At 65.6% G+C, this 26620-nt stretch carries 30 protein-coding genes; 15 read left to right on the top strand and 15 right to left on the bottom strand.

Features of this window, described 5'->3' with window-relative positions; translation table 11 throughout:
• From Q0W90_RS11610 to Q0W90_RS11595, 4 genes are all read left to right on the top strand, one after another.
• On the top strand, window positions 1–815 hold an 815-nt coding region (locus Q0W90_RS11610; protein WP_297774624.1), incomplete at its 5' end, for an NAD(P)-dependent oxidoreductase.
• A 7-nt stretch (window positions 816–822) separates the two neighbouring features.
• Window positions 823–1635 (top strand): NAD(P)-dependent oxidoreductase, encoded by an 813-nt coding sequence (locus tag Q0W90_RS11605; protein ID WP_297597037.1) that lies wholly within the window; start codon window positions 823–825, stop codon window positions 1633–1635.
• Window positions 1636–1747: 112 nt separating this feature from the next.
• Window positions 1748–2953, top strand: coding sequence for a cytochrome P450 (locus Q0W90_RS11600; RefSeq protein ID WP_297699974.1), 1206 nt, complete (start codon window positions 1748–1750; stop codon window positions 2951–2953).
• On the top strand, window positions 2950–3141 hold the full coding sequence (locus tag Q0W90_RS11595) for a ferredoxin (RefSeq protein ID WP_297597032.1): 192 nt from the start codon (window positions 2950–2952) through the stop codon (window positions 3139–3141). The genes Q0W90_RS11600 and Q0W90_RS11595 overlap by 4 nt, the downstream gene beginning before the upstream one ends.
• Window positions 3142–3165: 24 nt before the next feature.
• Here the strand turns inward: Q0W90_RS11595 and Q0W90_RS11590 are convergent, their stop codons facing one another.
• From Q0W90_RS11590 to Q0W90_RS11555, 8 genes are all read right to left on the bottom strand, one after another.
• Window positions 3166–3459: a DUF1330 domain-containing protein gene (locus Q0W90_RS11590; RefSeq protein ID WP_297597030.1), complete on the bottom strand. Its 294-nt coding sequence runs from the start codon at window positions 3457–3459 to the stop codon at window positions 3166–3168.
• A 32-nt stretch (window positions 3460–3491) separates the two neighbouring features.
• Complete coding sequence (locus tag Q0W90_RS11585; RefSeq protein WP_297597028.1) at window positions 3492–3680, bottom strand: ferredoxin; 189 nt, start codon at window positions 3678–3680, stop codon at window positions 3492–3494.
• Entirely contained in the window at window positions 3677–4951 is a 1275-nt protein-coding gene (locus tag Q0W90_RS11580) for a cytochrome P450 (protein ID WP_297699975.1), read from the bottom strand. Before Q0W90_RS11580 ends, Q0W90_RS11585 begins: the two co-directional genes overlap by 4 nt.
• Before the next feature lie 157 nt (window positions 4952–5108).
• Complete coding sequence (locus Q0W90_RS11575) at window positions 5109–5627, bottom strand: hypothetical protein (protein WP_297597023.1); 519 nt, start codon at window positions 5625–5627, stop codon at window positions 5109–5111.
• Window positions 5624–6238: a TetR/AcrR family transcriptional regulator gene (locus Q0W90_RS11570; RefSeq protein ID WP_297597021.1), complete on the bottom strand. Its 615-nt coding sequence runs from the start codon at window positions 6236–6238 to the stop codon at window positions 5624–5626. Before Q0W90_RS11570 ends, Q0W90_RS11575 begins: the two co-directional genes overlap by 4 nt.
• 123 nt (window positions 6239–6361) lie before the next feature.
• The gene (locus tag Q0W90_RS11565) at window positions 6362–7516 is read right to left on the bottom strand and encodes a thiolase family protein (RefSeq protein ID WP_297597019.1); all 1155 of its coding nucleotides are present in this window, start codon (window positions 7514–7516) and stop codon (window positions 6362–6364) included.
• 106 nt (window positions 7517–7622) lie between these two features.
• A complete protein-coding gene (locus Q0W90_RS11560) occupies window positions 7623–8789 on the bottom strand; it encodes an acyl-CoA dehydrogenase family protein (protein ID WP_297597051.1) in 1167 nt (388 codons plus the stop codon).
• Window positions 8790–8861: 72 nt separating this feature from the next.
• Window positions 8862–10160 (bottom strand): amidohydrolase family protein, encoded by a 1299-nt coding sequence (locus Q0W90_RS11555; protein ID WP_297597017.1) that lies wholly within the window; start codon window positions 10158–10160, stop codon window positions 8862–8864.
• A 401-nt stretch (window positions 10161–10561) separates the two neighbouring features.
• Between Q0W90_RS11555 and Q0W90_RS11550 the strand changes: the two genes are divergently transcribed.
• The 8 genes from Q0W90_RS11550 to Q0W90_RS11515 all read left to right on the top strand — a co-directional run bounded on the left by Q0W90_RS11550 (window position 10562) and on the right by Q0W90_RS11515 (window position 16792).
• Window positions 10562–11098: a carboxymuconolactone decarboxylase family protein gene (locus Q0W90_RS11550; protein ID WP_297597015.1), complete on the top strand. Its 537-nt coding sequence runs from the start codon at window positions 10562–10564 to the stop codon at window positions 11096–11098.
• Between the two features lie 24 nt (window positions 11099–11122).
• A complete protein-coding gene (locus Q0W90_RS11545) occupies window positions 11123–12400 on the top strand; it encodes an aromatic ring-hydroxylating dioxygenase subunit alpha (protein ID WP_297597013.1) in 1278 nt (425 codons plus the stop codon).
• Window positions 12375–12707 carry a hypothetical protein gene (locus Q0W90_RS11540; RefSeq protein ID WP_297597011.1) on the top strand — a complete coding sequence of 111 codons (333 nt, stop codon included), beginning with the start codon at window positions 12375–12377 and terminating at the stop codon, window positions 12705–12707. The genes Q0W90_RS11545 and Q0W90_RS11540 overlap by 26 nt, the downstream gene beginning before the upstream one ends.
• Before the next feature lie 3 nt (window positions 12708–12710).
• Window positions 12711–13931, top strand: a complete 1221-nt coding sequence (locus tag Q0W90_RS11535) for an amidohydrolase family protein (RefSeq protein ID WP_297597009.1) — start codon at window positions 12711–12713, stop codon at window positions 13929–13931.
• The gene (locus Q0W90_RS11530; protein WP_297597006.1) at window positions 13909–14379 is read left to right on the top strand and encodes a nuclear transport factor 2 family protein; all 471 of its coding nucleotides are present in this window, start codon (window positions 13909–13911) and stop codon (window positions 14377–14379) included. Before Q0W90_RS11535 ends, Q0W90_RS11530 begins: the two co-directional genes overlap by 23 nt.
• A 23-nt stretch (window positions 14380–14402) precedes the next feature.
• Window positions 14403–15500: an acyl-CoA dehydrogenase family protein gene (locus Q0W90_RS11525; RefSeq protein WP_297597004.1), complete on the top strand. Its 1098-nt coding sequence runs from the start codon at window positions 14403–14405 to the stop codon at window positions 15498–15500.
• A gap of 75 nt (window positions 15501–15575) precedes the next feature.
• Entirely contained in the window at window positions 15576–16334 is a 759-nt protein-coding gene (locus tag Q0W90_RS11520) for an acyl-CoA dehydrogenase family protein (protein WP_297597049.1), read from the top strand.
• Between the two features lie 188 nt (window positions 16335–16522).
• Entirely contained in the window at window positions 16523–16792 is a 270-nt protein-coding gene (locus tag Q0W90_RS11515; RefSeq protein ID WP_297597002.1) for a DUF4190 domain-containing protein, read from the top strand.
• 8 nt (window positions 16793–16800) lie between these two features.
• Here Q0W90_RS11515 and Q0W90_RS11510 read toward each other — a convergent pair whose 3' ends face one another.
• Window positions 16801–17976: an acyl-CoA dehydrogenase family protein gene (locus Q0W90_RS11510; RefSeq protein ID WP_297698955.1), complete on the bottom strand. Its 1176-nt coding sequence runs from the start codon at window positions 17974–17976 to the stop codon at window positions 16801–16803.
• Between the two features lie 244 nt (window positions 17977–18220).
• Here Q0W90_RS11510 and Q0W90_RS11505 point away from each other — a divergent pair, with 244 nt between their 5' ends.
• Together Q0W90_RS11505 and Q0W90_RS11500 are read left to right on the top strand one after the other, a co-directional pair.
• Entirely contained in the window at window positions 18221–18871 is a 651-nt protein-coding gene (locus tag Q0W90_RS11505; protein ID WP_297596998.1) for a TetR/AcrR family transcriptional regulator, read from the top strand.
• Window positions 18872–19118: 247 nt separating this feature from the next.
• Window positions 19119–19967, top strand: a complete 849-nt coding sequence (locus Q0W90_RS11500) for a mycofactocin-coupled SDR family oxidoreductase (protein WP_297596996.1) — start codon at window positions 19119–19121, stop codon at window positions 19965–19967.
• Window positions 19968–19970: 3 nt separating this feature from the next.
• On the opposite strand, the gene Q0W90_RS11495 is transcribed toward Q0W90_RS11500, so the two are convergent.
• A complete protein-coding gene (locus Q0W90_RS11495) occupies window positions 19971–20387 on the bottom strand; it encodes a DUF5313 domain-containing protein (protein WP_297596994.1) in 417 nt (138 codons plus the stop codon).
• A gap of 21 nt (window positions 20388–20408) precedes the next feature.
• Window positions 20409–20900: a MarR family transcriptional regulator gene (locus Q0W90_RS11490; RefSeq protein ID WP_297596992.1), complete on the bottom strand. Its 492-nt coding sequence runs from the start codon at window positions 20898–20900 to the stop codon at window positions 20409–20411.
• An 85-nt stretch (window positions 20901–20985) separates the two neighbouring features.
• Here Q0W90_RS11490 and Q0W90_RS11485 point away from each other — a divergent pair, with 85 nt between their 5' ends.
• A complete protein-coding gene (locus Q0W90_RS11485; protein ID WP_297596990.1) occupies window positions 20986–21816 on the top strand; it encodes an SDR family NAD(P)-dependent oxidoreductase in 831 nt (276 codons plus the stop codon).
• A 3-nt stretch (window positions 21817–21819) separates the two neighbouring features.
• Here Q0W90_RS11485 and Q0W90_RS11480 read toward each other — a convergent pair whose 3' ends face one another.
• The 4 genes from Q0W90_RS11480 to Q0W90_RS11465 form a co-directional block, all read right to left on the bottom strand.
• Window positions 21820–22629, bottom strand: a complete 810-nt coding sequence (locus Q0W90_RS11480) for an SDR family oxidoreductase (RefSeq protein WP_297774615.1) — start codon at window positions 22627–22629, stop codon at window positions 21820–21822.
• 6 nt (window positions 22630–22635) lie between these two features.
• Entirely contained in the window at window positions 22636–25059 is a 2424-nt protein-coding gene (locus Q0W90_RS11475; protein WP_297774613.1) for a CoA transferase, read from the bottom strand.
• On the bottom strand, window positions 25056–26078 hold the full coding sequence (locus Q0W90_RS11470; RefSeq protein WP_297597391.1) for an enoyl-CoA hydratase/isomerase family protein: 1023 nt from the start codon (window positions 26076–26078) through the stop codon (window positions 25056–25058). The genes Q0W90_RS11475 and Q0W90_RS11470 overlap by 4 nt, the downstream gene beginning before the upstream one ends.
• 2 nt (window positions 26079–26080) lie before the next feature.
• The coding region (locus Q0W90_RS11465; RefSeq protein ID WP_297774610.1) for a M24 family metallopeptidase at window positions 26081–26620 on the bottom strand (540 nt) is incomplete at its 5' end.

The following is a 26620-nucleotide window of genomic DNA, read 5'->3' as shown; positions in this document are numbered from 1 at the left end:
TGCACGTCGGATTCATCGGGTTGGGCAGTCAGGGCGGCCCCATGGCGCGGCGGATCGTCGAGGGCGGGTACCCCACCACGCTGTGGGCCCGCAGGCCCGCGACCCTCGACGCGTTCGCCGACACCCCGGCGAAGATCGCCGGTTCGCCGGCCGAACTCGCCGCGGCCAGTGACCTGGTCTGCCTCTGCGTCGTCGGCGACGCCGACATCGACGAACTCACCGGCGGCGAACACGGACTGCTGTCGGCAATGAAGCGCGGCAGCGTCATCGTGGTGCACAGCACGGTGCACCCCAAGACATGCCGAGAACTCGCGAAGCGGGCTGGGGCCGTCGGTGTTTCGATCGTCGATGCGCCGGTGAGCGGGGGCGGCGGCGCGGCGGCGGAAGGCCGCCTACTCGTGATGGTCGGCGGCGACACCGACGCCGTAGAACGCTGCCGCCCGGTCTTCGAAACCTATGCCGATCCGGTGGTTCATCTCGGCGAGCTCGGTACCGGGCAGACCACCAAGCTGCTCAACAACTTGCTGTTCACCGCCAACCTCGCCACAGCGGCCACTGCCCTGTCACTGGCGGATGCGCTCGGCGTCACCCCGGAGCGTCTCACCGAGGTCGTCTCACGCAGCAGTGGAAATAGCTTTGCGCTCAATGCCCTTGGCGGCATCGGCGGGCTGGACCGGCTGGCCGGTGTCGCCGGGGGGCTGCTGCAGAAGGACGTCAGGCTGGTAGTCGACCTCGCCGACCGGGCCGGCGCCGACGGCGGCGCCGTGCTGGAGGCGGCCGACGCGGCACTGGCCCTGATGGGCAATCCCCGATGAGGGTCCAGTGAGAGTCGGATTCGTCGGCGCCGGGCGGATGGGCCGCCCCATGGTGAGCCGTCTGGTCGCGGACGGTCACGACGTCCACGTCTTGGGCCGCACCGCCGAAAAGTGCCGCGAACTCGAGGAACTGGGCGCGCAGGTCGTCAACGAAGCGGCCGACACCGGAGCGCACGCCGACGCGGTGGTGCTCTGTGTGTTCACCGACGAGCAGGTGCGCCAGGTGTGCCTGGACGGCCGATTGCTGCCGACCATGTCGTCCGGTTCGGTGCTGGTGGTGCACACCACCGCGAGTCCACACACCATCGAGGCCATCGCCGCGCGCGCTCACCACGTCGACGTCGTCGACGCCGCGGTCAGCGGAGGCCCGCACGACGTCGCGGCCGGCCGGCTCACGCTGTTCGTGGGCGGTGCCGAGCCAGCGGTTGACCGGGTACGGCCGCTGCTGGGTTGCTACGCAGATCCGGTCCTCCACGTCGGGCCCACCGGCGCCGGCCAGAAGGTGAAGCTGGTCAACAATGCCCTTTTCGCGGGACAGATCGGGCTGCTCGCGGAGGCAATCCGGCTGGGCGAGCGGCTCGGCGTGCCCGAATCGACGTTGCTGAGCGCACTCGGGCACGGCAGCGCGGCCAGCCGGGTACTGAACCTCGTCGCGGCGGGCGGGTCCGTCGCGTCGTTCATCGAGGTTGCCGGCGATTTCGTCGGCAAGGACGTGGCCGTCGTCCGCGATATCGCCGCGGAACTGGGCAGCGGCCTGGGCGCGCTGGACGAGGTCATCAAGACCTTCGAGTCTGAGCCGGCCGTCGCGAAGTTGGTTTGAAATGCCAGCGTTTTGGTCTTTCCGGTTCGGCCCGAAGCCGCTACCGTTAGCGTTACAGTCAGGGACTCCGCTGTAAAGGTTTCAGCCCGACCTCGCCGCTGAGGAGGATTCAGTGACAAAACCGAAGCTCGTCTTCGATCCGTACTCCGAGGACTACTTCAACAACCCGTTCGACATCTACCGACGGATGCGCGAGGAAGCGCCGCTTTATTACGACGAAAAAGAGGACTTCTACGCGCTGACCCGCCATGACGACGTCTCGGCCGCGTTCAAAGACTTCGAGACCTATTCCTCGGCGCGCGGTTGCGACCTGGCCATGGTGCGCCGGGGCATTGCCCCCGAGCAGAAGTCGATCATCTTCATGGATCCACCGGAGCACCGCCACATGCGCAGTCTGCTCAACAAGGCGTTCACGCCTCGGGCGATTCAATCGCAGCGCGAGACCGTCATCGAGGTGATCGACAAGTACCTGGGCGCCGTCGACCCCGACAACTTCGACGTCGTGCAGAACTTCTCCGGGCCGTTCCCGGTGGAAGTCATCACCCGGATGGCCGGGGTGCCGGAGGAATACCGCCAGCAGGTCCGCCACTGGATCGACACCAGCCTGCATCACGAGCCCGGGCAGATCGAGGTCAGCGAAGCCGGCATGCAGGCCAACATCGACACGGCGATGTACTACTTCGGACTGGTCCAAGAGCGGCGCGCGGAGCCTCAGGACGACATGATCAGCAGGCTGATCGCGGCCGAAATCCCCGGCGAAGACGGCCAGCTGCGCAAGCTTGACGACATCGAAATCACCGGCTTCGCCACCCTTTTGGGCGGGGCGGGCGCCGAGACCGTCACCAAGCTGATCGGCAACGCGGCGGTGATCTTCGCCCGCCACCCCGACCAGTGGCAGAAGCTGCAGGACGATCGCGACAAGATCCCCGGCGCGGTGGAAGAGCTACTGCGCTACGAGGGGCCGGTGCAGTACAACGTCCGCTACACCCTCAAAGAGGCACACGTCACCGGTGGCGTGATTCCGCCCGGCAAACCCGTATTCCTGTGCGGCGCCGCGGCGAATCGCGACCCGGAGGCCTTCACCGACGCCGACACGTTCGACATCGAGCGTGACCAGACCGAGGCACAGCACCTCGGTCTCGGGTACGGGATTCACAGCTGCCTCGGCGCCGCGCTGGCCCGCATGGAAAGCAGGATCGCGCTGGAGAGGCTGCTCGACTTCATGCCGCGCTACGAGGTGGACTGGGCCGGATGCAAACGGGTGAACATGCAAAACGTCGCGGGCTGGAAGCACGTGCCCGTCAAGGTGCTGCGGTGAGGGTCGAAGTCGACCTTGGGCTGTGCGAGGCCAACGGGATATGCATGGGAATCAACCCGGAGGTCTTCGACCTCGGCGAAGATGACGTGCTGACGATTCTCAAGCCGGAAATCACGCCGGAGACCGAGAAGGATGTGCGGGAGGCTGTTCGTCAATGCCCCCGGCAGGCGCTGTCGATCAAGGAATAGCGATCGGCTGTTCGCGAAAGGTATTCACAACCCGGCGATGATGACCGCGTTGCAGTCGGCCGCCGCCTGGCGCAATTTCGCCGCCTTTTGATAACCCTCGGACTCGTACCACGCCCGCGCAGCATCCACCGACTCGAATTCCAGCACGACGGTCTGGTCGCCGTGCCAGTCGCCCTCAATGACTTTGGGTGCCGTGTCCACCGCGAGAATGGTGGCGCCGCTCATCGCTGATCCGGCGGCCTGCGCATAGGCCTTCATGCCCTCCGGGTCTTTGATGGCTTCGGTCAGGATGACATATCCTTTTGGCGCTTTAGCCACTGAAGAATCTCCCTATTCGCCTGAGTGTTTGGTTACTTCTCGCTGATCGCTTGCTCGGGACAGCATTTGATGGCCTCTTGGACGGCGGCCTCTAATTCCGTTGGGACATCGGTGTCTATCGCCACCGAGTAACCATCGTCGGTCAGGCTGAACACCTCTGGGCACAGCGTCGTACATACGCCGTGACCACAGCACCGCTCGTCGTCGACCCAGACCTTCATGACAGCGTGAACTTCAGGTGCAATTCGGTCAGGCCGCGCAGGATGTACGTCGGAACATATTGGTAGCGACGGTCATTCGCCGGGCCGTGCATGTCCTCGTTGATCCTGATGTCGGTCGTGCGGTCGAGCAGCCGCTCGATCGCCACCCGGGTTTCGGCCCGCGCCAGCGGCGCGCCCGGGCAGCTGTGAATCCCGCGGCCGAACGAGATGTGCTGGCGGGCGTTCTTACGGGCCGGGTCGAAGGTCGCGGGGTCGTCGAACCGGCGGGGATCGCGGTTGGCGGCCGCCTGCACGATCATCACGGTGCTACCCGCGGGCAGGTCGACGCCACCGACGTTGACGGGCACCCGGTTCATCCGGAAGTCGCCCTTCACCGGGCTCTCGTGGCGCAGCGACTCTTCGATGAAGTTGGGGATCAGGCTGCGGTCCTTGCGCAGCTGCGCCTGGACGTCGGGCCGTTCCGCCAGGGTCTGCAGCGCGGCGCCCAGCAGTCGCACGGTGGTTTCCTGGCCCGCCGAGAAGACGTTGCTGGCGACGCGGGCCACGTCTTCGACGTCCGGGATCGAGCCGTCGGGGTAGGTCGCGGTGGCCAGGCCGGTCAGCACGTCGTCGCGGGGCTCACGGCGGCGGTCGGTGATGTAGTCGGAGAAAAGGCCGTAGAGGAATTCCAGCGGGCTGTGGGCCAGCGATTCCTTGCCGGTGCCCCCGACACCGCCGCCCGAGTGCTCGCGGATGCCCGTGATGAATTTGTCGCGATCTTCCATGGGCACGCCCAGCAGATCGGCGATCACCAGCAGCGTGAACGGGCCGGCGAAGCCCTTGATCCATTCGCCGTGGCCGGGCGCCAGGAAATCGTCGAGCGCCTGGTCGGCGAGCGCCCACATGGCGTCCTCGTTCTCCTTGAGGCGCTTCGGGGTGATCAGCCGCATCAGCAGGGAACGGTGGTTGGTGTGGGTCGGCGGGTCGAGCGTGGGCAGCTGGTCGCTGAACGGCAGCTCGTCGCGATGCCGCTCGATCAACTCGGTGACGTCGTCACCCTCGAGCGGTACCGGAAAGCCGGGGAACGGTCCGGTCACCGAGACGCACGACGACCACGTCTCGGCGTCGTTGAGCACCGCGCACGCCTCGTCCCACCCGGTGATCATGGTGACGTCGTGGTGGCTTTCCCGCGTGACGGGGCACCGCTGACGCAGCGCCTCGTAGTAGGGGTACGGGTCTTCGATGAGCTCGCTGCCGCGGAAGAAGTCCAACTCGGAGAATTCGCTCGTCATCTCCTGCTCCTTGAGTCTCGTCCAGCGAGAACGCGCCTCTCGCGGATGAGCATTACATTTCCATAGGGCGCCGTGGTCGTCAACGCGGGGTCCCCTCCCGAAGGCCGAAACCGTGGGGACCGCCTTCGCCGTTCGCCGCGGCCCCCGGCCACGCCGGTCAGCTTGCGGGCACCAGATCGGCGGCGACCGACGGCCACGCCAAAAGCCCGCTCCGGAAGGTCTCGACGTGGCCCACCGGGATGTGCGGCGCCCCTCCGCCGTTCGAGGCGGCGGCCAGGGCCTTGGCCTTGAACGTCTGCGCGGCCATGCTCAGCTGGTGTTGCACCAGGCCGACGCTGTCGTCGAGTTCGGACGGCCAGTTCTCACCCCACAGCGTGACCTCGGTGACGCCGTGATCGAGGGCCTGCAACACCCCCTGGCGCACCCGCGGATCGCAGCCGAACAGATCGGCCGCGGCCGCCAGGGCCTGCGGACGCGGGCGCGATTGCGCCGACGTCAGGGCGTCCTCGAGGTCGAGCACTTGGGCGCCGACGATCTGCAGGGGCCGGTCGTCGGGGTGGTCCGCGACAAGCACGGTGACATCCCACCCCGCCATCGACCGGTCGAAGATCCAGCCGCCGGCGAATCTCACCACGTCGATGACGGTGGCGGCGACGACGTCGAGCCGGTATCTCATGTCGTCCCGGGTCTCTTCGAGGGCGCGAAGTCCCGCGCCAGCGTCTCGGCGTACTGCTTGAACACCTCGGGTAGCGGTATCGAAGGATCGAGCAACCATGTGGTTTCCATTCCGTGGACGAAGGCGAGGATTTCTACCGCCTTGACGGCGGGGTCTATGTCTGCGCGGTACCGGCCGTCGGCCTGACCGCGACGGATCAGATCGGCGACGATGTCGGTCGCGGCGCGGTGCCTGGCCAGCATGCGGTCGTGCAGCGGAGCCTCGGGCAGGATGCTCTCGACCAGCAGGACGGTGAACATCCCCACCAGTTCGGGGGCCCGGTGAAATCGGTCGGCGACCTGGGTGATCTGGTCGAAAAGGTCGCCGGTCCGGTCGGCATGGGTGTCGTCATCGAGGTCGCGGGCATCGAGCACGGCGTGCAGCAGCTGTTCCTTCGATTCGAAGTGATGCAGCAGCCCCGCGGGGGTGACCCCGGCTTCGCCGGCGATCTGGGCGAGCGTCGTGCTGCGCCAGCCGTTGCGGGTGAGGAGGCGTTGGGCGACGTCGAGGATCCGCTGCTTGCGGTCCTCACCCTTGGCGAGAAGCGTGTCGTAACGCCGCGCGACGGTCACCGGACTCCCTGGAGCGAATGGGTGCGATTGGCGGGCTGAACCAACCTAGTGAACACACAGTAGGTTAGTTTGCCCGCTGTGACAAGGGTCACCCGGGGTGGTTCTTCGCGAGTGGCGGCGCTGCTAGCTGACGAGCTCGACCAGCGTCGCGTTGGCGGTGCCGCCGCCCTCGCACATGGTCTGCAGACCGTAGCGAATCCCGCTGGCGCGCATGTGGTGCGCCATGCGGGTCATCAGCACGGCGCCCGAGGCGCCCAGCGGGTGCCCCAGCGCGATGGCGCCGCCCAACGGATTCATCCGGCCGGGGTCCGCTCCCGTCTCCGCCAGCCAAGCCAGGGGCACCGGCGCGAAGGCCTCGTTGACCTCGAACACACCGACGTCGGACAGCGCGACGCCGGCCTTGCTCAGCACCTTCTCGGTGGCCGGGATGGGGCCGGTGAGCATGAGCACCGGATCGGCCCCGGTCACGGCGCCCGCCAGGTACCGCACGATCGGGGTCAGGCCCAGCTCGACCGCCATCTCGGCGGTGGTCACCAGCAACGCGGCGGCACCGTCGGAGATCTGCGAGGAATTGCCGGCGTGGATCACGCCGTCCTCGGCGAAGGCCGGCTTGAGCGCGGCCAGCTTCTCGGTGCTGCTGCCGCGCCGCACGCCCTCGTCGGCGGTGACGACGCTGTTCTCGGCCCCCTCGACGAACACCGGCACGATCTGGTCGGTGAACGCGCCGCCGTCCTGGGCCGCGGCCGCTCGCTCGTGGGACTCGACGCTGTATTCGTCGAGCCGGGTGCGGGAGAAGCCCCACTTCTTGGCGATCATCTCCGCCGACAGCCCCTGGTTGAAGGAGAATTCGTCATAGCGGGCAAGCACTTTCGGGCCATACGGCATCCCGGAGGCGCGCGCCGAACCGAGCGGAACGCGGCTCATGACCTCGACACCGCCGGCCACGACGACATCCTGCTGGCCTGACATCACGGCCTGCACGGCGAAGTCCAGCGCCTGCTGGCTGGAACCGCAGGCGCGGTTGACGGTGGTCCCGGGAATGTTTTCGGGCCACCCGGCGGCCAGGACGGCGTAGCGGCCGATGTTGCTGGACTGGTCGCCGACCTGGGAGACGCAGCCCCAGACCACGTCGTCGACGATCTCGGGGCCGATGCCGGTGCGTTCCACGAGTTCGTTGAGGACGACCGCGGACAGGTCGGCGGCATGCATGCCAGATAGCCCGCCGTTGCGCTTCCCGACCGGGGTGCGCACGGCCTCGACGATCACTGTTTCACGCATATCTCTACTCCGATTCTTACGACCAACTGTCCCATCATCACCGAGCGCGCACCGAGAGCGAAAAGATCGCCGAAAATTCGCCGTGACTATCCGTTCGACGTTAGACCTAGTAGCTCCGCGGCAGCTTCAGGACATTGGCCCCCAGGAAATTCAGAATCATCTCCTGGCTGACCGGCGCGATCTTCATCAGCCGGGCCTCACGGAAGTAGCGGGTGATGTGGTATTCCTCGGCGTAACCCATGCCGCCGTGGGTCTGCAACGCCCGATCCGCGGCGGTGAAGCCGGCGTCGGCGCACAGGTACTTGGCGGTATTCGCCTCGCGCCCACAGGGTTTGCCGTTGTCGTAAAGCCAAGTCGCCTTGCGCAGCATCAGTTCGGCGGCGTCGAGGCGGGCCAATGAATCGGCGAGCGGGAACTGCAGACCCTGGTTCATGCCGATGGGACGGCCGAAGACCTCACGCTCGTTGCCGTATTTCACCGCCTTCTCCAGGGCAACCCGGCCGATACCGAGAGCCTCGGCGGCGATCAGCATCCGCTCCGGGTTCAGACCGTCGAGGATGTACTGAAATCCCCTGCCCTCCTCGCCAATTCGGTCCTCGACCGGCACCTCGAGGTTGTCGATGAACAGTTCGTTGGAACTGACGGCGTTGCGGCCCATCTTGCGGATCGGGCGGATGTCGACCCGGCTGCGGTCGAGATCGGTGAGGAACAGCGTCATCCCGTCGGTCTTCTTGGTGACCTCGTCATAGCTTTGCGTCCGGGTCAGCAACAGGATCTTGTCGGATTCCATCGCTTTGGAGATCCACACCTTGCGACCGTTGACGATGTAGCGATCGCCGTCGCGCTTGGCGAACGTGGTGATGCGTGAAGTATCCAGCCCGGCGCCGGGCTCGGTCACCCCGAAGCAGACGTGCACCTCGCCGGTCGCGACCGCGGGCAGTGTCCGGGCCTTGAGTTCATCGGAGCCATGCACCACCACGGGCTGCATGCCGAAGATGGACAAGTGAATTGAGCTGGCGGCGTTCATGGCTCCGCCGGATTTGGCGACCTCCTCGAGTAGGAGGGTCGCTTCGGTGATTCCGAGGCCGTGGCCGCCGTATTCGGTGGGGATGGTCATTCCCAACCAACCGCCATCGGCGATGGCGCGGTAGAACTCGGTAGGGAATTCGTGGGCCTGGTCTTTTTCCATCCAGTACTGGTCGTCGAACTTGCGCGCCAACTCCGCGACCGACCGACGGATCAGTTCCTGGTCATCGGTGAGCTCAAAGTTCATTCCAGCGCCGGGCACTGCTCATTCTCCTTCAGTCGAATGCACCGGCGCACATGCATTCCGGCGACGCGTCATTTAGTCCTTGTTGCCGCTGAGGGCTTTGGCGTTGGCCGCGAAATCCGCGAAGGACGAGCCGCCTCGGTTGTCCTTGTCGTGGCCCTGGGCCTTAATGGACACGTCGTGCCCCTCGGCGGCCTTGCGCAGCGCACCAACGGTCGCCTGTTCGCGCGAAATGTGCGTGAACGGGTCGAACGAGTACCAGCGCATGGCGTTCTCGTAGGTCATCTTGTTGATCTCGTCGTCGGGAACGTTGTTCATGGACAAGACATCCCAGAGCTCTTCCGGCGCACCCGGCCACATCGAGTCGCTGTGCGGGTAGTCGGCTTCCCAGCAGATGTTGTCGATGCCGATCATGTTGCGCAGCGCCACGCCGACCTTGTCGCTGATGAAGCAGGTCAGGAAGTGGTCGCGGAAAACCTCGCTGGGCAGCTTGCCCTTGAAGTCCTGGTGCGTCCATGCGGAGTGCATCTCGAAGGTGCGGTCCGCGCGCTCCAGGAAGTAGGGAATCCAGCCGGTTCCGCCCTCGGACAGCGCGACCTTCAGGTCCGGGTACTCCTTGATCGGCTTGGACCACAACAGGTCGGCGGCGGCCTGCACGATGTTCATCGGCTGCAGCGTGATCATCACATCCATCGGCGCATCCGGCGCGGTGATGGCCAGCCGGCCCGAGGAACCGATGTGCACGTTCATCACGGTGTCGGTGTCGCACAACGCCTTCCACAGCGGGGTCCAATAATCGTCGTGGAAGCTGGGGTAGCCCATCGCGGCGGGGTTCTCGGTGAAGGTCAGCGCGTGCACACCCTTCTTGGCGACCCGTCGCACCTCGGCGGCGCACGCCTCGGCGTCCCAGATGACCGGTATCGCCATCGGGATGAACCGCGCCGGGTAGGCGCCGCACCACTCGTCGATGTGCCAGTCGTTGTAGGCCTGCACCAGTGCGATCGAGAAGTCGTTGTCGTCGGTGGCGAACAGACGGCCCGCGAAGCCGGGGAACGACGGGAAGCAGATCGAGGCCAGGATGCCGCCGGCGTTCATGTCCTTGACGCGCTCGTCCACGTTGTAACAACCCGGCCGGATCTCGTCGAGCCCCGTCGGCTCGATGCCGTACTCCTCCTTCGGCCGTCCGGCCACCGCGTTGAGCGCCACGTTGGGGATGACGGTGTCGCGGAATTTCCACATATCCGAACCGTCGGCGTTGTGCACCAGCCGGGGCGCATCGTCCTGATACTTCTTCGACAGGTGGTTCTTGAACATGTCGGGCGGCTCGACGGTGTGGTCGTCAACGCTGATCAGGATCATGTCTTCTTTGTTCATGGCCGTCCCTTCCGTCGGTTCCACCGAGTCGATCACAGCCTCGGCGAATCGCTGTCCCGTGCCAAGATCACTAAAATGAAAACTATCTTCTCGTCAAGCGAGAATCAACATCCAGGGGTTGCTGAGACGGGCTGCACGCCCCTGACCAGCGGTCGGGCGCACGGGCGAATTGCCCTGCCTCCGGACGACGATGCAACGAGGTAGATCCCGGCGCGGTAGATCGGCGCGATGCCCGCTCCCGCGTCCTCGGCGAAACGCCGCCCTATCGAGGGCCGGCTGAGCACGGCTGGGTCCGGCTTCGCGCCCGAATCACGCGCCGGCATTGACCAGTCGCGCGTTTCGTGCCAGTCTGTTAGTTGCAAATGAGAATATGATTCTCTTTCACCGAGAGGACACTGCTGATGCGGTTGCAGCCGCTCCCCGCCGACCAGTGGGACGAGGCTACCCAGCAGGCGCTCTCGGCTATGCGTGAAGCGGATGCCAACAACGCGCTTTCCACGCTGGCTCACCACCCGGCGCTGGCCAAGGCGTTTCTCCGATTCAACGTCCACCTGCTGATGTCGTCCACGCTGCCGGCCCGCATTCGCGAACTGGCCATCCTGCGGGTGGCGCATCGTCGCACGTGTGCGTACGAGTGGTCGCACCACGTCAGGATGGCCAAGGACGAAGGGATCACCGACGACCAGATCGCGGCGGTCCAACAATTCGGCGACGGCAGCCCCGACAACTTCGACGCCTTCGATCGAGCCGTGCTCACCGGGGTCGACGAACTCGACGAGAATTCGGAGTTGTCCGACCAGACCTGGGCGGTGCTGGGCGAGCGTCTCAACGACCAGCAACGCATGGATTTCGTCTTCACGGTCGGCTGCTACGCGCTGCTGGCCATGGCCTTCAACACTTTCGGCATACAGCTCGAACACGCCGCCGACGGCGGCTGAGCCCAATCAAGAGAGGTAAGAACGTTGGCCCACTTCCCCAAGCCAGCCGCTGGTAGTTGGACAGAAAACTATCCCGAATTAGGAACCGGGCCAGTCGATTACAGCGATTCGATCGACCAGGCATTCTTCGAAGCCGAGCGCGAGGCCGTCTTCAGGCGCATGTGGCTCAACGTCGGTAGAGTCGACCGGCTGCCACGCACCGGCAGCTACTTCACCAGGGAACTGCCCTCGGCGGGTCCCGGCACGTCGGTAATCATCGTCAAGACCAAGGACGGGTCCGTCAAGGCGTACCACAACGTTTGCCGCCACCGCGGGAACAAGTTGGTGTGGAACGACTTTCCGAACGAGGAGACCTCCGGCACCTGCCGGCAATTCACCTGCAAATACCACGCCTGGCGCTACAACCTCGACGGCGAGCTGACCTTCATCCAGCAGGAGGGCGAGTTCTTCGACGTCGACAAGAGCGACTACGGCCTGGTGACGGTGCGCTGCGAGGTGTGGGAAGGCTTCATCTTCATCAACTTCGACGACCACGCGAAGCCGCTCGCCGACTTCCTCGGGCCGCTGGCCAAGGGCGTCGAGGGCTACCCATTCGACGCGATGACGGAGACCTACTCCTACCGGGCCGAGGTCGGCAGCAACTGGAAGCTGTTCATCGACGCGTTCATCGAGTTCTACCACGCGCCGATACTGCATCAGGGGCAATACACCAAGGAAGAAGCCGCCAAGATCCAAAAATTCGGCTATGAGGCGCTGCACTACGAGATGGCCAGCCCGCACAGCCTGCAGTCGACCTGGGGTGGCCAGTCGCCTCCGGAAGACATGTCCATGGTCAAGCCGATAGACCGGGTGCTGCGCAGCGGGCTGTTCGGCCCGTGGGACAAGCCGGAGATCGTCGAAGGGCTCGAGCTGCCCCCGGGCGTCAACCCGAAGAAGGTGCCGCAGTGGGGAATCGACTCATTCCACTTCTACCCGAACTTCATGCTGTTGATCTGGGAGCCCGGCTGGTACCTCACGTACCACTACTGGCCGACCGCCGTCGATAAGCACATCTTCGAGTGCACGCTGTATTTCGTCCCGCCGCGCAACGCGCGGGAGCGGTTGGCCCAGGAGCTGGCCGCTGTCACGTTCAAGGAATACTCGCTGCAAGACGCCAACACGTTGGAGGCGACCCAGACCATGATCGGCACCCGGGCCGTCAAAGACTTCCTGCTGTGCGATCAGGAGGTCCTGATCCGCCACTTGCACAAGGTGACCAAAGACTACGTAAAGGAGTATGCCAACAATGGCGCTTCCCACTGAATTCGCAGACCTGGAGCCCCATTTGGAGTGGGACCTCGCGACCGAACCCGAGCGCTACGCCAAGCGGCTGGCCTCGACGATGCCCGAGTTGCAGGCGTTCTACGACGCGGCGTTTCCCCGTCTGAACGACGCGATCGCCTACTGTGACAAATACCCACTGGACGATCTGCCGGAGGACGCGAGGACCCTCATGCACATCATGCAGTCGTTGGTCATGGTGTCGTTTCCGATCGAAGCATGGAAGCAGCCCCGGGTTCCCGACAGCGGGGCAGCCTGGGTGGAACTGACCAGAGAACCGGTGATCTGACAGGTGCAGACGCTCAAGGCCGCCGGACTGCTCGACGTCGATGCTGGTGAGATCGTTCGGCCCGGCATCCTGAAGATCGAGGGAGACCGGATCGTCGGTGTCGGCGGCGAGCCAGAAGGCGAGCTCATCGATCTCGGTGACCAGATCCTGCTGCCAGGGTTGATGGACATGGAGGTCAACCTGCTCATGGGCGGTCGCGGGGAGAAACCCGGCCTGTCCCAGGTGCAGGACGACCCACCGACGCGAATGTTGCGGGCGGTCGGCAACGCGCGCCGCACGCTGCGCGCCGGGTTCACCACGGTGCGCAACCTCGGGCTGTTCGTCAAGACCGGTGGATACCTGCTGGATGTCGCGCTGGGCAAGGCGATTGACGCGGGCTGGATCGACGGTCCACGGGTGGTGCCGGCCGGGCACGCCATCACCCCGACCGGTGGGCACCTGGACCCGACGATGTTCGCGGCGTTCTCACCGCACGTGTTGGATCTGACCGTCGAGGAAGGTATCGCGAATGGGATCGACGAGATCCGGAAAGCGGTGCGCTATCAGATCAAGCACGGCGCCGAGCTGATCAAGGTCTGCTGTTCGGGCGGGGTGATGTCGTTGACAGGACCTCCTGGGGCACAGCATTATTCGGACGAAGAACTGTGCGCGATCGTCGACGAGGCGCACCGGCGCGGGATGCGTGTGGCCGCCCACACCCACGGCGCGGACGCGGTCAAGCACGCCGTCGCCGCCGGCATCGATTGCATCGAGCACGGGTTCCTGATCGACGACGAGGCGATCGCCACCATGGTCGAGAACGGCACATTCCTGGTGAGCACTCGGCGCCTGGCCGAGGGGATGGACGTTTCGCACGCGCCACCCGAACTGCAGGCCAAGGCCGCCGAGATGTTTCCGAAGTCACGCACGTCGATCTTGGCCGCGCACAAGGCCGGTGTGAAGATCGCCGTCGGCACCGACGCCCCGGCGATTCCCCACGGACGCAACGCCGACGAGCTCGTCACACTGGTCGAATGGGGCCTGCCGCCACTGGCCGTGTTGCGGGCGGCCACCGTCACCGCGGCCGAGCTCATCAACTCGAACGACCGCGGCCGACTGGCGCAAGGCCAGCTCGCCGATATCATCGCGGTGCCGGGAAATCCGTTGGAAGACATCACGGTTACCCAGCACGTCAGCTTCGTCATGAAAGGCGGCAAGGTCTATGTCGACGCCCGATCAGTCTAAGAGCGGCCCAACGCGAACTGACGACCTGGTCGAGATCCAGCAGTTGCTCGGCCGCTATGCGGTGACCATCACCCAGCAAGACATCGACGGTCTCGTCGCCGTCTTCACACCGGACGGGACATACAGCGCATTCGGCGAAACCTACAGCCTGAACCGGTTCCCGGAATTGGTGGCCGCGGCCCCAAAGGGCTTGTTTCTCACCGGGACCGCGGTGGTCGACCTTGACGGCGATGCGGCCAGCGGGACCCAACCGCTGTGCTTCATCGACCACTCCAGTCACGACATGCGGATCGGTTACTATCGCGACACCTATGTGCGAACCGCCGACGGGTGGCGGCTCAAGACCCGCGCCATGACCTTCATCCGCCGCAGCGGTGTGCACGACTCCGGGCGCCCGCACGCCATCGGGCGTCCCTCCGGGGACTCGGCGGCCCAGGCAGCGACCTAAGGAGCCGACCAATCGACAGTGCGGTGAATGTCGAGCAGTTCCGAGCCGACCTGCGCGCGTGGCTCGCCGACAACGATCTGACTCCCGGCCCCGACCACTCGCTGCAGGGCCATATGCGGCAGTTCGCCCGGGTCAGTCGCGCGCTCTATGACGCCGATTGGATGCGGTACGGCTGGCCGGTCGAGGTCGGCGGATTGGGTGGTCCCGCGCTGTTGCGGGCGGTCGTCGGCGAAGAGGTCGTGGGCCGTCGCCTGGCCGAACCCGGCCCGTACTCGATGCTCGAAGTGCTCGCACCCACCATGATCGATTACGCCCCCGCGGGGCTTGCCGCGGAAATGGTGCCGCGGCTGCTGAGCGGCGAAGAGCAATGGTGTCAGGGCTTTTCCGAGCCGGGATCCGGCAGCGACCTCGCTTCGCTGACCACTCGCGCGACACAGCAAGGCGACAACTGGATCGTCAACGGGCAAAAGGTGTGGACCAGCTTCGCCCAGTTCTCGACACGGTGCGTCCTGCTCACCCGCACCGCGCCCGGCCATGACGGGATCACCGCCTTCTTCGTCGACCTCGACACCCCGGGCATCACCATCCGCCCGCTGCGCACGATGCACGGCGTCGACGAGTTCTGCGAGGTGTACTACGACGACGTGGTGATTCCGGCGAGCCGGATGCTCGGCCAACCCGGAGACGGCTGGCGACTCGCCATGGACCTGCTGCCCTATGAGCGCTCCTCCTGCTTCTGGCAGCGAATCGCCTACCTCTACTCCCGGTTCGACGATCTGATCGCTGAGGCATCCGAAATCGGTACGCCCGACGAATCCGCGCTTGGGGGAGCCTATCTGGCGCTACATACCTTGCGCTGCCGGTCCCGCAGCACTCAGCACCGGATGCGCGACGGAGCCCGCCTGGGACCCGACACCTCCATCGACAAGGTGCTGCTGGCCGCCGCCGAGCAGCGGCTCTACGACACCGTCCGCGACCTGCTGCCGGCGCGGCTCGAACTCGAAGACACACCGTGGCGTTCGGAATACCTGTACTCACGCGCCGCGACGATCTATGGCGGCACCGCCGAGATTCAGCGCAATATCATCGCCCGCCGGCTGCTCGACCTCGGGAAGGAGTGAACCGTGACCCCTTCGCCGGACACCGAGTCGGACACCGAGTCGCTGCGCCTGCTGGCCGACTCGTTGCGGACGACGATGAGTGCCGCCTCGGGAGCCAAGCTCGATGCCGCGCTGACCGATCTCGGCTGGCGCGACATGCTCGACGAAATGCCAGACATCGCCATGTCTTTGGTATTCAAGCTGCTCGGTGAGACCGGCGCGCACGCACCCGTGCTCAACGACGTGGTGGCATGCGCGGCGGGGGATGCACCCGGCGGCACCTTGCCGCTGCCGTTCGCCGGCGGGTCCTGGGTGCTGTGGGAGCGCCGCGACCAGTCCAACTCCACGATCGACGAACTGCTTCCCATACACCCTGTGCCGCAAGGTGACCCATTGCCGTCGGCCGCGCTGCATGCGGGACGGCGGGCGCTGGGCTGGTGGCTGGTCGGCACCAGCCGCGCCATGCTGTCGCTGGCTCGTCAGCACGCCGTGGATCGCGTTCAATTCGGTCGACACATCAGCTCGTTCCAGGCGGTCCGGCACCGACTGGCCGAGACACTGGTGGCAATCGAGGGCGCCGAGGCGACGCTGCAGGCCGCCACCGAGTGCGACGATCCCGAGGGACTGGCCTCCCTGCTCGCCAAGGCCGCGGCCGGCCAGGCGGCGCTGACCGCCGCACGCCACTGCCAGCAGGTGCTCGGCGGTATCGGATTCACCGCCGAACATCCGCTGCACCACCACATCAAGCGGTCGCTGATCCTCGACGGACTGCTCGGCAGCGCCCGAGAACTCACGCGCGAAGCCGGAAGCGCGCTGGTGGCAACGGGATCCGCGCCGCGGCTTGCCCAGCTGTAACGAGCCATCCCGACAATGACCGTTTAAGGCGACTCGTCGACCCGTGGGGGCACACGGATGCCATGTGCCGACGATGACACGCTTCCCCGATGCGATGGCCTTGCCCGTTGGCCAAAGCTCGGGTCAAACTGGGCGCGGACAACAACGGCGCCGACTGCCCACGCACGGCCCCCCGAGGATGGGACGCAATGAGTCACCCCGACGCACCGCGAAACGAGGTCGGCGTCGCCGCGCTTCTCCTGGGCCTGGTCGGGCTCATCACGTGCTGGATGATGCTGGGGGTACCCTTCGGCATCGCGGCGGTGGTGACGGGCGATATCGCCCGGCGACGAGTCGCCCGCGGGGAAGCGAACAATCCCCGAACCGCGTTGGCCGGAATGGCTTTAGGGGCGATCGCGATACTCGCGGGTCTGGTCGCCATCAGCTTCTACGCCCGGCTCGACGCCCAGAACCGCTGATGCGCGGATCAATTCCGCGGTAGCCCCAGCACGCGTTCGGCGATGATGTTGCGTTGAATTTCCGACGTACCACCGGCGATGGTCGCGGCGAAGGTGCGCGTGTACCGGTCGAACCAGCTGCCGTAGTGGCTGTCCAGATTGAGCGGGGCGAACGGGGCGGTAACGCCCCGCAACACCAGTCCGTCGCCGTCCTTGGCGTTGAGGGCGTCCTCGCAGGCGCGTTGCATCGCCTCCGAGCCGAGCAATTTGAGCACCGACTGAGCCGGCACGTCCTCTTCACCGCGCGCTGCTTTGGCCAGCGTCGCCGACCCCAGCAGCCGCATCGCGTAAAAATCCATCACCAGCGTCGCGTAGCGATCCCGCTGCAGGGACCCCGAGGGGCTGGACTCGACGGTCAGTGCGTGCAGCATGTCTGCGTAATCCAGCCACAGCATCGCGCGTTCGTGCCCGAGCGAACCGGTCGCGACGCGCCAGCCCGCGTTGAGCTCCCCCACCAAGTTCTCGGCCGGCACCCGCGCGTCGGTGAAGAAGACCTCGTTGAAGTCGACGTCTTCGATGTCGCCCACCGAGGCGAACGGACGGCGGACCACACCGGGGTTGTCGGTCGGAACCAGTAAAGCGCTGATGCCCTTGTGCTTTGGCGCGTCCGGATCGGTGCGCACGAAGGTCAACAGCACATCGGCGTGATGGGCGCCCGACGTCCATACCTTTTGCCCGTTGACGACGAAGTGGTCACCGTCAAGCACCGCGCGGGTCTTCAGCGACGCCAGATCCGAGCCCGCGCCGGGTTCGCTCATACCGAGCGACGCGGTCATCTCCGCGCGCAGGATCGGCACCGCCCATCGCCGCTTCTGTTCGGGCGTTCCGAACGACAGCAGTGACGCCGCGATGATGCCCACACCCTGCGGATTGAAACTCTGGTATATCCGCCGTCGCGACAACTCTTCCTGGTACACGTATTGCTGCAGCAGCGTCGCATTGCGCCCGCCGAACTCGGGCGGGTTGCCCGGCAGTAGCCACCCGCTGTCGAACAGCAGGCGTTGCCACCGACGGGCCCACTCGGGGATGTCCGAACTCGACTGCGGCCGCTGGAACGCGTCAGCCTCGGCGGGCAGATGGGCATCGAGGAACGCGACGAATTCGGCCCGGAACGCCTCCACGTCGGCGTCAAACGTCAGCTGCACAGCACTTCCCGACACTGGTCCTGAGCAGACACACGCCCCCGGTAGATCACGCTTTCCGCCGACGGCGCGGTTCACTCTTGCGATTACGCTTCCCTAGACACGTCTAAGAGAATAGTATTCTCGTGGTAAGAAAGTTACAATCTCCGACACGTGATCCGTGAGGGGGTCGAGCGCAGAGATGTCACGGCGTTCTCCGGTACAGTCCAACCATGTTCTCCCCGCGCGGCAATCACTCGAGTCGGCCGTGACCAACCCCAGCGAAGAGCCCGCCTGGAAGCAGCGCGCCGTCGAGCGGTCCATCAAAACCGCGAAATTGCGGGCGGCGCAACGTGTCCAGCGCTTCCTCGATGCGGCGCAGGCCATCATCATCGAAAAGGGCAGCACAGATTTCACCGTGCAGGAGGTCGTGGACCGCTCTCGTCAGTCGCTGCGCAGCTTCTACCTGCAATTCGATGGCAAGCATGAGCTGTTGCTGGCGCTCTTCGAAGATGCGTTGAGTCGATCCGCCGACCAGATTCGTGCCGCCACGGAAAGCCACACCGATCCGCTGGAGCGGCTGCAGGTCGCAGTTCAACTGTTGTACGAAGCCTCGCGGCCGGACCCGACGGCCAAGCGGCCGCTGTTCACCGACTTTGCTCCTCGCCTTTTGGTAACGCACCCGGCCGAGGTCAAGGTGGCCCATGCACCATTGCTGGCATTGCTGACGGAACTGATGGACGCGGCCGACGATGCCGGCAAGTTGCGCAACACCATCAATCCCAAGCGCGTGGCCGCCATGACCATGCAGACGGTGATGTTCATCGCGCAGTCCAGCGGCGGCCCCGACGACGCGACGACCCACCCCATCACCGCCGAAGAGGTATGGGACTTCTGCGCACACGGCTTCGTCGCGTAGTTCGCCCGAGGGCGGCGTCACGGCCGCGATCTTCCTCACATTTGAGCTGAGCAAATAGCGCACGCCGATTGCCGGTGAGAATGAGATTCTCTAATATCTAGAACCACAGATAGCCGAAACGGATTCGCCATTGACACCCGTGATGGCCGAATGACAGAGTTCAAAAGCGGCAGGACCCGCGATCCGGGGACGCGATTGTTCTCCGCGCAGGGGTGCCGACCAGATCAAGTCAGGAGTTGAGGTAGCCATGACCGGACGTGTTGAGGGCAAAGTCGCCTTGGTCACCGGAGCGGCGCGCGGTCAGGGCCGCAGCCACGCGGTGCGGTTGGCGCAGGAGGGTGCCGACATCATCGCGATCGACATCTGCAAGCCCATCCGCGAGGGCGTGGTCGACACCGCGATCCCGGCATCGACTCCCGAGGACCTGGCCGAGACGGCCGACCTGGTCAAGGGACACAACCGCAGGATCTTCACGGCCGAAGTCGATGTGCGCGACTACGACGCACTCAAGGCGGCGGTGGACAGCGGCGTCGAGCAACTCGGCCGGCTCGACATCATCGTCGCCAACGCCGGAATCGGCAACGGCGGCGAGACCTTGGACAAGACCAGCGAAGAAGACTGGACCGAGATGATCGACATCAACCTGGCCGGGGTGTGGAAGACCGTGAAAGCCGGTGTGCCCCATCTTTTGGCCGGCGGTCGCGGCGGCTCCATCATCCTGACCAGCTCGGTCGGTGGGCTCAAGGCCTACCCCCACACCGGTCACTACGTCGCCGCCAAGCACGGTGTCGTCGGGCTGATGCGTGCCTTCGGAGTTGAATTGGGACAGCACATGATTCGCGTCAACTCCGTGCACCCCACGCACGTCAAAACTCCCATGCTGCACAACGAAGGCACCTTCAAGATGTTCCGCCCGGACCTGGAGAACCCGGGCCCCGATGACATGGCGCCGATCTGTCAGTTGTTCCACACGCTGCCGATCCCCTGGGTTGAGCCGATCGACATCAGCAACGCGGTGCTGTTCTTCGCCTCGGACGAAGCCCGCTACATCACCGGTGTGACCCTGCCGGTCGATGCGGGTAGCTGCCTGAAATAGCCGCTAGAAGGGGCTGCTGTTGGACTGCCATTCGGCCGATTCGGGTCGGGGCCCGTAGCGGCGGATGTAATCCTCGTGCATCCGTGCGTGTTTCCGGCGGGTGATCACGTCGACCAGGTCCGGGTCCAGTCCATGCACCGCCAGCCGGTGGCGGCGCCAGACCTTGTTCAGGGCAAGGGTTATCAGCAGCGCCCAGATGTAAAGCGGCACGGTCATCTCCGTGTGCACGTAAAGCGATGCGGGCAGCAGCCAAAACGGTGCAAGAACCAGCAGGGGCGGTATGGCCCACCTGATCATGTGCCGGCGGACGGCTCCCTGCCCGGCCAGATCGTGCGCCACCCAGCTGCGCATCGCGTCGGGCAATCGCCGACCGTAGGAATAGCCGATCCGCTGCCAGAGTCTGGGTTTCGCGTCGGTCATGAATGGCTCCTCAATGTGATGTCAGGGTCGCAATGCGCCGGCCGCCACGGCGGCGGCGTTGATCCGGGTGAGGACCCGATGCAGGTTCTCGAGTTCGGCCAGCTCGACCCCGAGACGTGCGACGACCGCGGGCGGGACCTCAAGTGCTCGCTCTCGCAAAGCGATTCCGCGCTGTGTAAGCATCACGTCGGTGGTGCGCTCGTCGGCCGTATTCTTGACGCGCCTGATCAGCCCCTGCCCCTCCAAGCGCTTGAGCATGGGCGACAGCGTGGCGGAATCCATCTGCAACGCGGCGGCAATTCGCTTGACCGACAGCGGGAATTGGTCCGACGCCGGGGCCTTGCGGTGATCCCAGAGTGCGAGCATCACCAGATATTGCGGATGGGTCAGGCCGAGCGGCTCCAAGAGGGGCCGGTACACCGCCAAGACCGCCCGGTTGGTCGTCGCCAGCGCGAAGCACACCTGGCGTTCTAGGGCCAGCGGATCGACGTCACGCGCAGTCGAAACGGTCATAGTTACATGGTGCCCTAATATTTAGGGTCCTAGCTACATGATGTCTCTCACACCGTCCCCTGAGCGAGTAATACGCTCGGCAGCTATGGACGATTTCGAGGGACGCGGGACGGTCATCACCGGCGGGGCCAGCGGCATCGGTTTGGCCACCGCCACCGAATTCGGCCGCCGGGGGGCCCGCATGGTGCTCTCCGACGTCGATCAGCCCGCTCTGGAGCAGGCGGTGCATCGGCTGCGCGGCGAGGGTTTCGACGCGCACGGCGTGGTCTGCGACGTCCGGAATCTCAACGAGATGGTTCACCTCGCCGACGAGGCCTTCCGTTTGCTCGGCAGCGTCGACGTCGTTTTCAGCAATGCCGGCATCGTCGTTGCGGGGCCGATCGGCCAGATGAACCACGATGATTGGCGCTGGGTGATCGACATCGACTTATGGGGATCGATCCACGCGGTCGAGGCGTTCGTGCCCAGGTTGATCGAGCAGGGCAGTGGTGGGCACATCGCCTTCACCGCGTCCTTCGCCGGGTTGGTGCCCAACGCCGGTCTCGGGACGTACGGCGTTGCCAAATACGGTGTCGTCGGGCTCGCCGAAACGCTGGCGCGTGAGGTCAAGGCCAATGGCATTGGCGTATCGGTGTTGTGCCCGATGGTCGTGGAAACCAAGTTGGTCTCCAATTCGGAACGGATACGCGGCGCAGACTACGGGCTTTCGGCCAGTCCCGAGGCGGCGTTCGGAACGTTGCCCACCCAGGACGAGAGCGTTAGCGCCGACGATGTCGCGCGGCTGACCGCCGATGCGATCCTGGCCAACCGGCTGTACATCCTGCCGCACGCGGCCGCCCGGGCGTCCATCCGTCGCAGGTTCGAGCGCATTGACCAGACCTTCGACGAACAAGCCGCCGAGGGCTGGACGCACTAGTAGCTAGTGTGACGGGCCCAGCCGGTAATCGCCGGTCTGCGGGTCGTGATACCACCCGCTGGAGGCCTGGGTGCCACCGTCGATGTGCAGCGTCTGCCCGGTGAGGTAGGCCGCCATGTCCGAGGCTAGAAATACTGCGGCACCGGCGATTTCGTCGACATGACCGGGACGTCCCATCGGCACCATATCGCGGATTGCGCTCGTCGCCGCTTCGCCCCCGAGCTGCGCCAGCCCCTCGGTGAGCGTGATGTCGGGTGCTATCGCGTTGACCCGGATCCCGTGGGGAGCCAATTCCAGCGCCGCGGTCTTGGTGTAGTTGATGACACCGGCCTTGGCGGCCGCATAGGCGGCGTAGCCCGGCGCCGCTCGGACGCCTTCGATCGAGGTCAGCGAGATGATGCTGCCGGGCAGGCCCTCCGACACCATCTTTCGGGCGGCCCGCTGGCTGCACAGCAGCACGTGGCGCAGGTTGGCGCGGTAGAGCGCATCCCAACCGTTCTCGCTGGTTTCCAGCAGCGGCGAGGAGAACACGCCGCCGGCGTTGTTCACCAGAATCGTCGGCGTGCCCAGTTCCGCGATGGTGCGCTCCAGTGCGGCATCCACCTGGCCGCTGTCTCGGACATCGGTGACGATCCCCAGGCCGCCAAGGGATTCGGCTGCCGCCACGCAGGTTTGCGGGTCGCGCTCCCAGATCGCCACCCGCGCGCCGAAGGCGGCCATCCCGGCCGCGATGCCGCGGCCGATGCCCACTCCCCCGCCGGTCACCACCGCTACGCGGCCGGTCAGCAGGATGTTCGAGGGATCGATCGCCATGGTCGATCAGCTCGCCGTGTGCATCACCGGCGCGCTGCCGATAACGCCGTCGGCTTCCAGGCCGGCAATCTCGGCGTCGGACAAGCCGAGTTCGGTCAGCAGTTCGTGGTTGTGCTGCCCCAGCAGCGGCGCATGCTCGGTGTGAAACGTGTTGGGCCCGGCGGAAAATCTCATCGGCACGGTGCTCAGCCTAGCCGGGCCGTTCACCGGGTGGTCGACCTCTTCGAAAAAGCCCCGAAACGCCAACTGCTCCAGCTCGGTTTGCCGATGCGGTTGCATGACCTTGGCCACCGGCACGCCGGCGTCCCACAGTGTTGCGACGATTTCGTCGCGGCCGCGGTGCTCGCACCAGGCAGCGAGTCGCTCGTCAATCAAATCCTGGTGCTCGCGCCGGCCGGCTTGTGTCGACAGCGCGGGATCGGTTGCCCAGGAGGGTGATCCGAGCGCCCGGCACAGTTTCACCCACTGGTCGTCGGTGGCCACGGCGATGGCAACCCAGCTATCGAGCCGGCCGAATTCGTCGACATCCTCGCTGAGGTAGAGGTTCTGCGGTGCGGCGGTCGGTCCCCGGTTGCCGTCACGCTCGAGCACCGCGCCGTACGCCGAGTACTCGATGACCTGCTCGGCGGAGATGTTCAGCGCCGCATCGACCATCGCCGCTTCGACGAACACGCCGTCACCGGTGCGGCGGCGATGCTCCAGCGCCAGCAGTATCGCGTTGACCGCGTGAACACCGGCATTGGGGTCACCGATCGAATACGGGTCATAGGGTGTGCGGTCCGGGTAACCGGTGAGCCAACTGACGCCGGAGGCGGCTTCGATGACGTAGGCGAAGGCCGGGTTGTCGCGCCATGGCCCCTCGAGACCGAAGCCCGGCATCCGCACCAGCACCGTGTCCGGCCGGATCGATCGAACGGAGGCGAAATCGAGCCCGATCTGATCCAGCACCCGCGGCGTGAAGTTCTCCACCACCACGTCGCAGGTTGCGATGAGCTCCCGCAGTAGCTCTCGGCCGCGCGGGCTCTGCAGGTCGAGTGTCAGGCCCTTCTTGTTGGTGTTCAGGGCCTCGAAGATGGGCGACTTCTCCCACCACCGATCCTCGGTGATCGGCACGCCGGCGATCAGCCGAGTGCCATCCGGGCGGCGGGTCGATTCGATGTGGATGACCTCGGCACCGAGCATGGCCAGAAAATGGGTGCCGCACGGCCCCGCCCAGAACGTGGTCATGTCCAGGACCCGAAGACCGGTGAGCGGCAACGGTTTCGCCATACCAATCGGTTCGGGCCGTGCGGGGAGATCCGCGGTGCGGTATTGCTCGGTGTGCTCCCCCAGGCGCGGCGCCGGATGCGGTCCGCGCAACCGCGCCGGCCGCATCCGATACGGGTGACTCGGCTGCTCGAACCCATCGCGCGGATTGCGGACGAATGAATCACGTTCTACAAACTGGTCAAACGACGTGACATTGGCGCCGTTGGCGACGGGCGCGTTGGGGATGCGGAATGCCATGGCCAGTTCCCGGATTTCGTCGACCGGGGTGCTGGACATCCAGGCGAAGATCTCCTCGGCGTGGATGTTGGCTTGCTCGGTGATCGACAGCGGCGAGTCCTCATCGATCCACTCGGGGTGGCCCACCATCGCGCACAGGTCGAACCACTGCTGCGCGGTTCCGCAGCCGAGATCCACCAGGCCGTCTTTTGCCTGAGCCACTCCCGGAATCGTCGGCCGGCGCATGTCTCGCCACGGCCGGCCGAGCACCTCGAAGTAGGTGACCGGGTAGTAGGTGAGGCACAGGATCTGGGTCTCGAGCATCGACAGGTCCAGCAGTTCTCCTGCCCCGCCGTCGATTCGGCGACACCGCGACGACAGGGTGGCCGCGCTCGCGTACGCGCCGGCCACATATTCGCCGGCCTGCCCGCCCACGAAGACGGGCGGGCGCTGCTGCTCGCCGCGGCCGAGGCCGACGATTCCCCCCGACCACGCCTGCAGCGTGAATTCGGTTGCGGCGCGGTCTCGCCAAGGTCCTTCCAGTCCGAACGGCGTGATCGCGGTGACGGTGAGGTGCGGGTGGCGACCATGGACGGCTTGGGGCGTGAAGTCCGAATGCTCGGCCACTGTGGAACCGGCGGACCAGATCACCGCATCGGCGGAGGCCAGCAGTCGGTCCACCAGTCCGACGTCGCCATCTTCGGCGAGATCGGCGACGACGCTGTGCTTTGCGCCGGCCAGGAAGCTGAACAACGCGCCGTCGTCGCCTTCCGGGAAGGCGGCACCGGAGGCCGACCACATACGCAGCGGATCACCTTCTGGCGGCTCGACTTTCACGACGTGGGCACCACCGTCGGCGAGCAACTTGGTGCAGTAGGCACCCGCGATGCCGGTGGACAGATCGATCACCGTGTAGCCGGCCAGTGGCGGTTCGACTCGCGTCACTGGTTCTTTCTCTTCGCCTTGGTGTCCTTGCCGGTGGGCGCCTTCTTGCGTGCGTTCTTGCGAGCCTTCTTGCGCGCACCCTTGCTCAAACGCCACTCGGCGGGGAACTTGCTGTCGTTGTCTTTGACCGCATCGCCCAGACCCTGGTGCAGCGCATCGGCGAGCATCAATTCATCGCCGACATCCGGGCGGACGCTGCCGCCCATCGACTCGAAGACGCCGCTGAGCATGCTGCCCAGATATTCGCCCTGGAACTGCTTCATGATCTCGAAGAAGACCTTCTGCATGAAGACCGTGTCGGTGGGGCGATTGCGGGCGCAGGCCGAGGCGTATTTCTCCACCTCCGCCTCGAGTTCATCCCTGGGCACCACGCTGTTGAGGAAATTGCAGTCGTACATCTCCGCGGCGGTGAAAGCCCTTCCGGTGAACACCATCTCCTGGAACTTGCGGATACCCATGGTCTGCGCCCACCACCACATGCGGGGGCCCCAGCCGTAATACCGGAACGACGGATGCCCGAACAGCGCGTCGTCGCTGGAGATCACCAGGTCGGCGTCGGCGGCCTGGTAAAAGTGCCATCCGTAGCAGTAGCCCTTGGCCTCGAGGATGCTGATCTTCTTGAAGTCCTGCAGGCCGCGGATGCCGGAGTTCGGGTTGGCATACCACTGACCGAGGGTGGCGCCGTTGCGAAACGAGCCCGGGGGCGGGTACCGGACTTCATCGGCTCCGATCCGGTACTCGGCGAGCCGCGGGCCCTGATCCGCCGCATCACGAAGGCGCATCACCTCGACCAGATCGGCACCCGAACCAAGGTCGTCGCCGGCACCGCGAACCACCAGTACCTTGACGTCGTCGTCGATGTTGGCCCGGTGCAACAGATCTGCGTAGCGCACACGGGCGGCGATCGTCGGCGCATTGAGGTAGTCGGGCCGGTCGAACGTGATCGTGGCGATCCGCGTCTTGGCGTCCTTGTCGTACCGGATGATCTCTTCCGCCGGCGGCTCTGCGGGGTTGGGCATGGCTAGGGCTGCCAGAATGGGCTGGCGGTGAGCACTTCAGGACCATCCGCGGTAATCAGGACCGCCTCTCGCCCGAATACCGCGCCTACTCCTTCTTCCCACACATAACCCGTCACGGCCAGCACCATCCCCGGTTCCAGACGTTCGTCGGCCGCGGTTGCGGGTAGATGCCTGGAGACGACGGGTGGGTCGAACCCCATGCCCAGACCGCGGGCCACCGGCATCGGTGGGTCCGGCTCCCCCGCGGCTTGGTAGGCGGCCATCAGGTCGGCCGCGCCCACCCCGGGCCGACAGGTGTCGATCAGTCTGTCCCACAGGCTTTCCCACCGCCGGTAGAGGGCCGCGGCGCCGCCGGGACCCTGCTTCTTGGCTGCGGGCCAGGTCCGTCCGACTTCGCCCACGTAGCCGCCCGCCAGGACCCCGGTGGAAAATGCCACCAGATCGCCGTCCTGGATGCGGCCGTCACCGTCGGCGCGGCGCCACGGGTGCGTGCGCGAGGTCACCCATGCGACGTCTTGATTCGACGGGGTGCTCACGCCGCC

Source organism: Mycobacterium sp. (genome assembly GCF_025933915.1).
Classification (GTDB): domain Bacteria; phylum Actinomycetota; class Actinomycetes; order Mycobacteriales; family Mycobacteriaceae; genus Mycobacterium.
The sequence above is the reverse complement of the archived record's forward strand: the minus strand, read 5'-3'. Positions and strand labels throughout refer to the sequence as shown.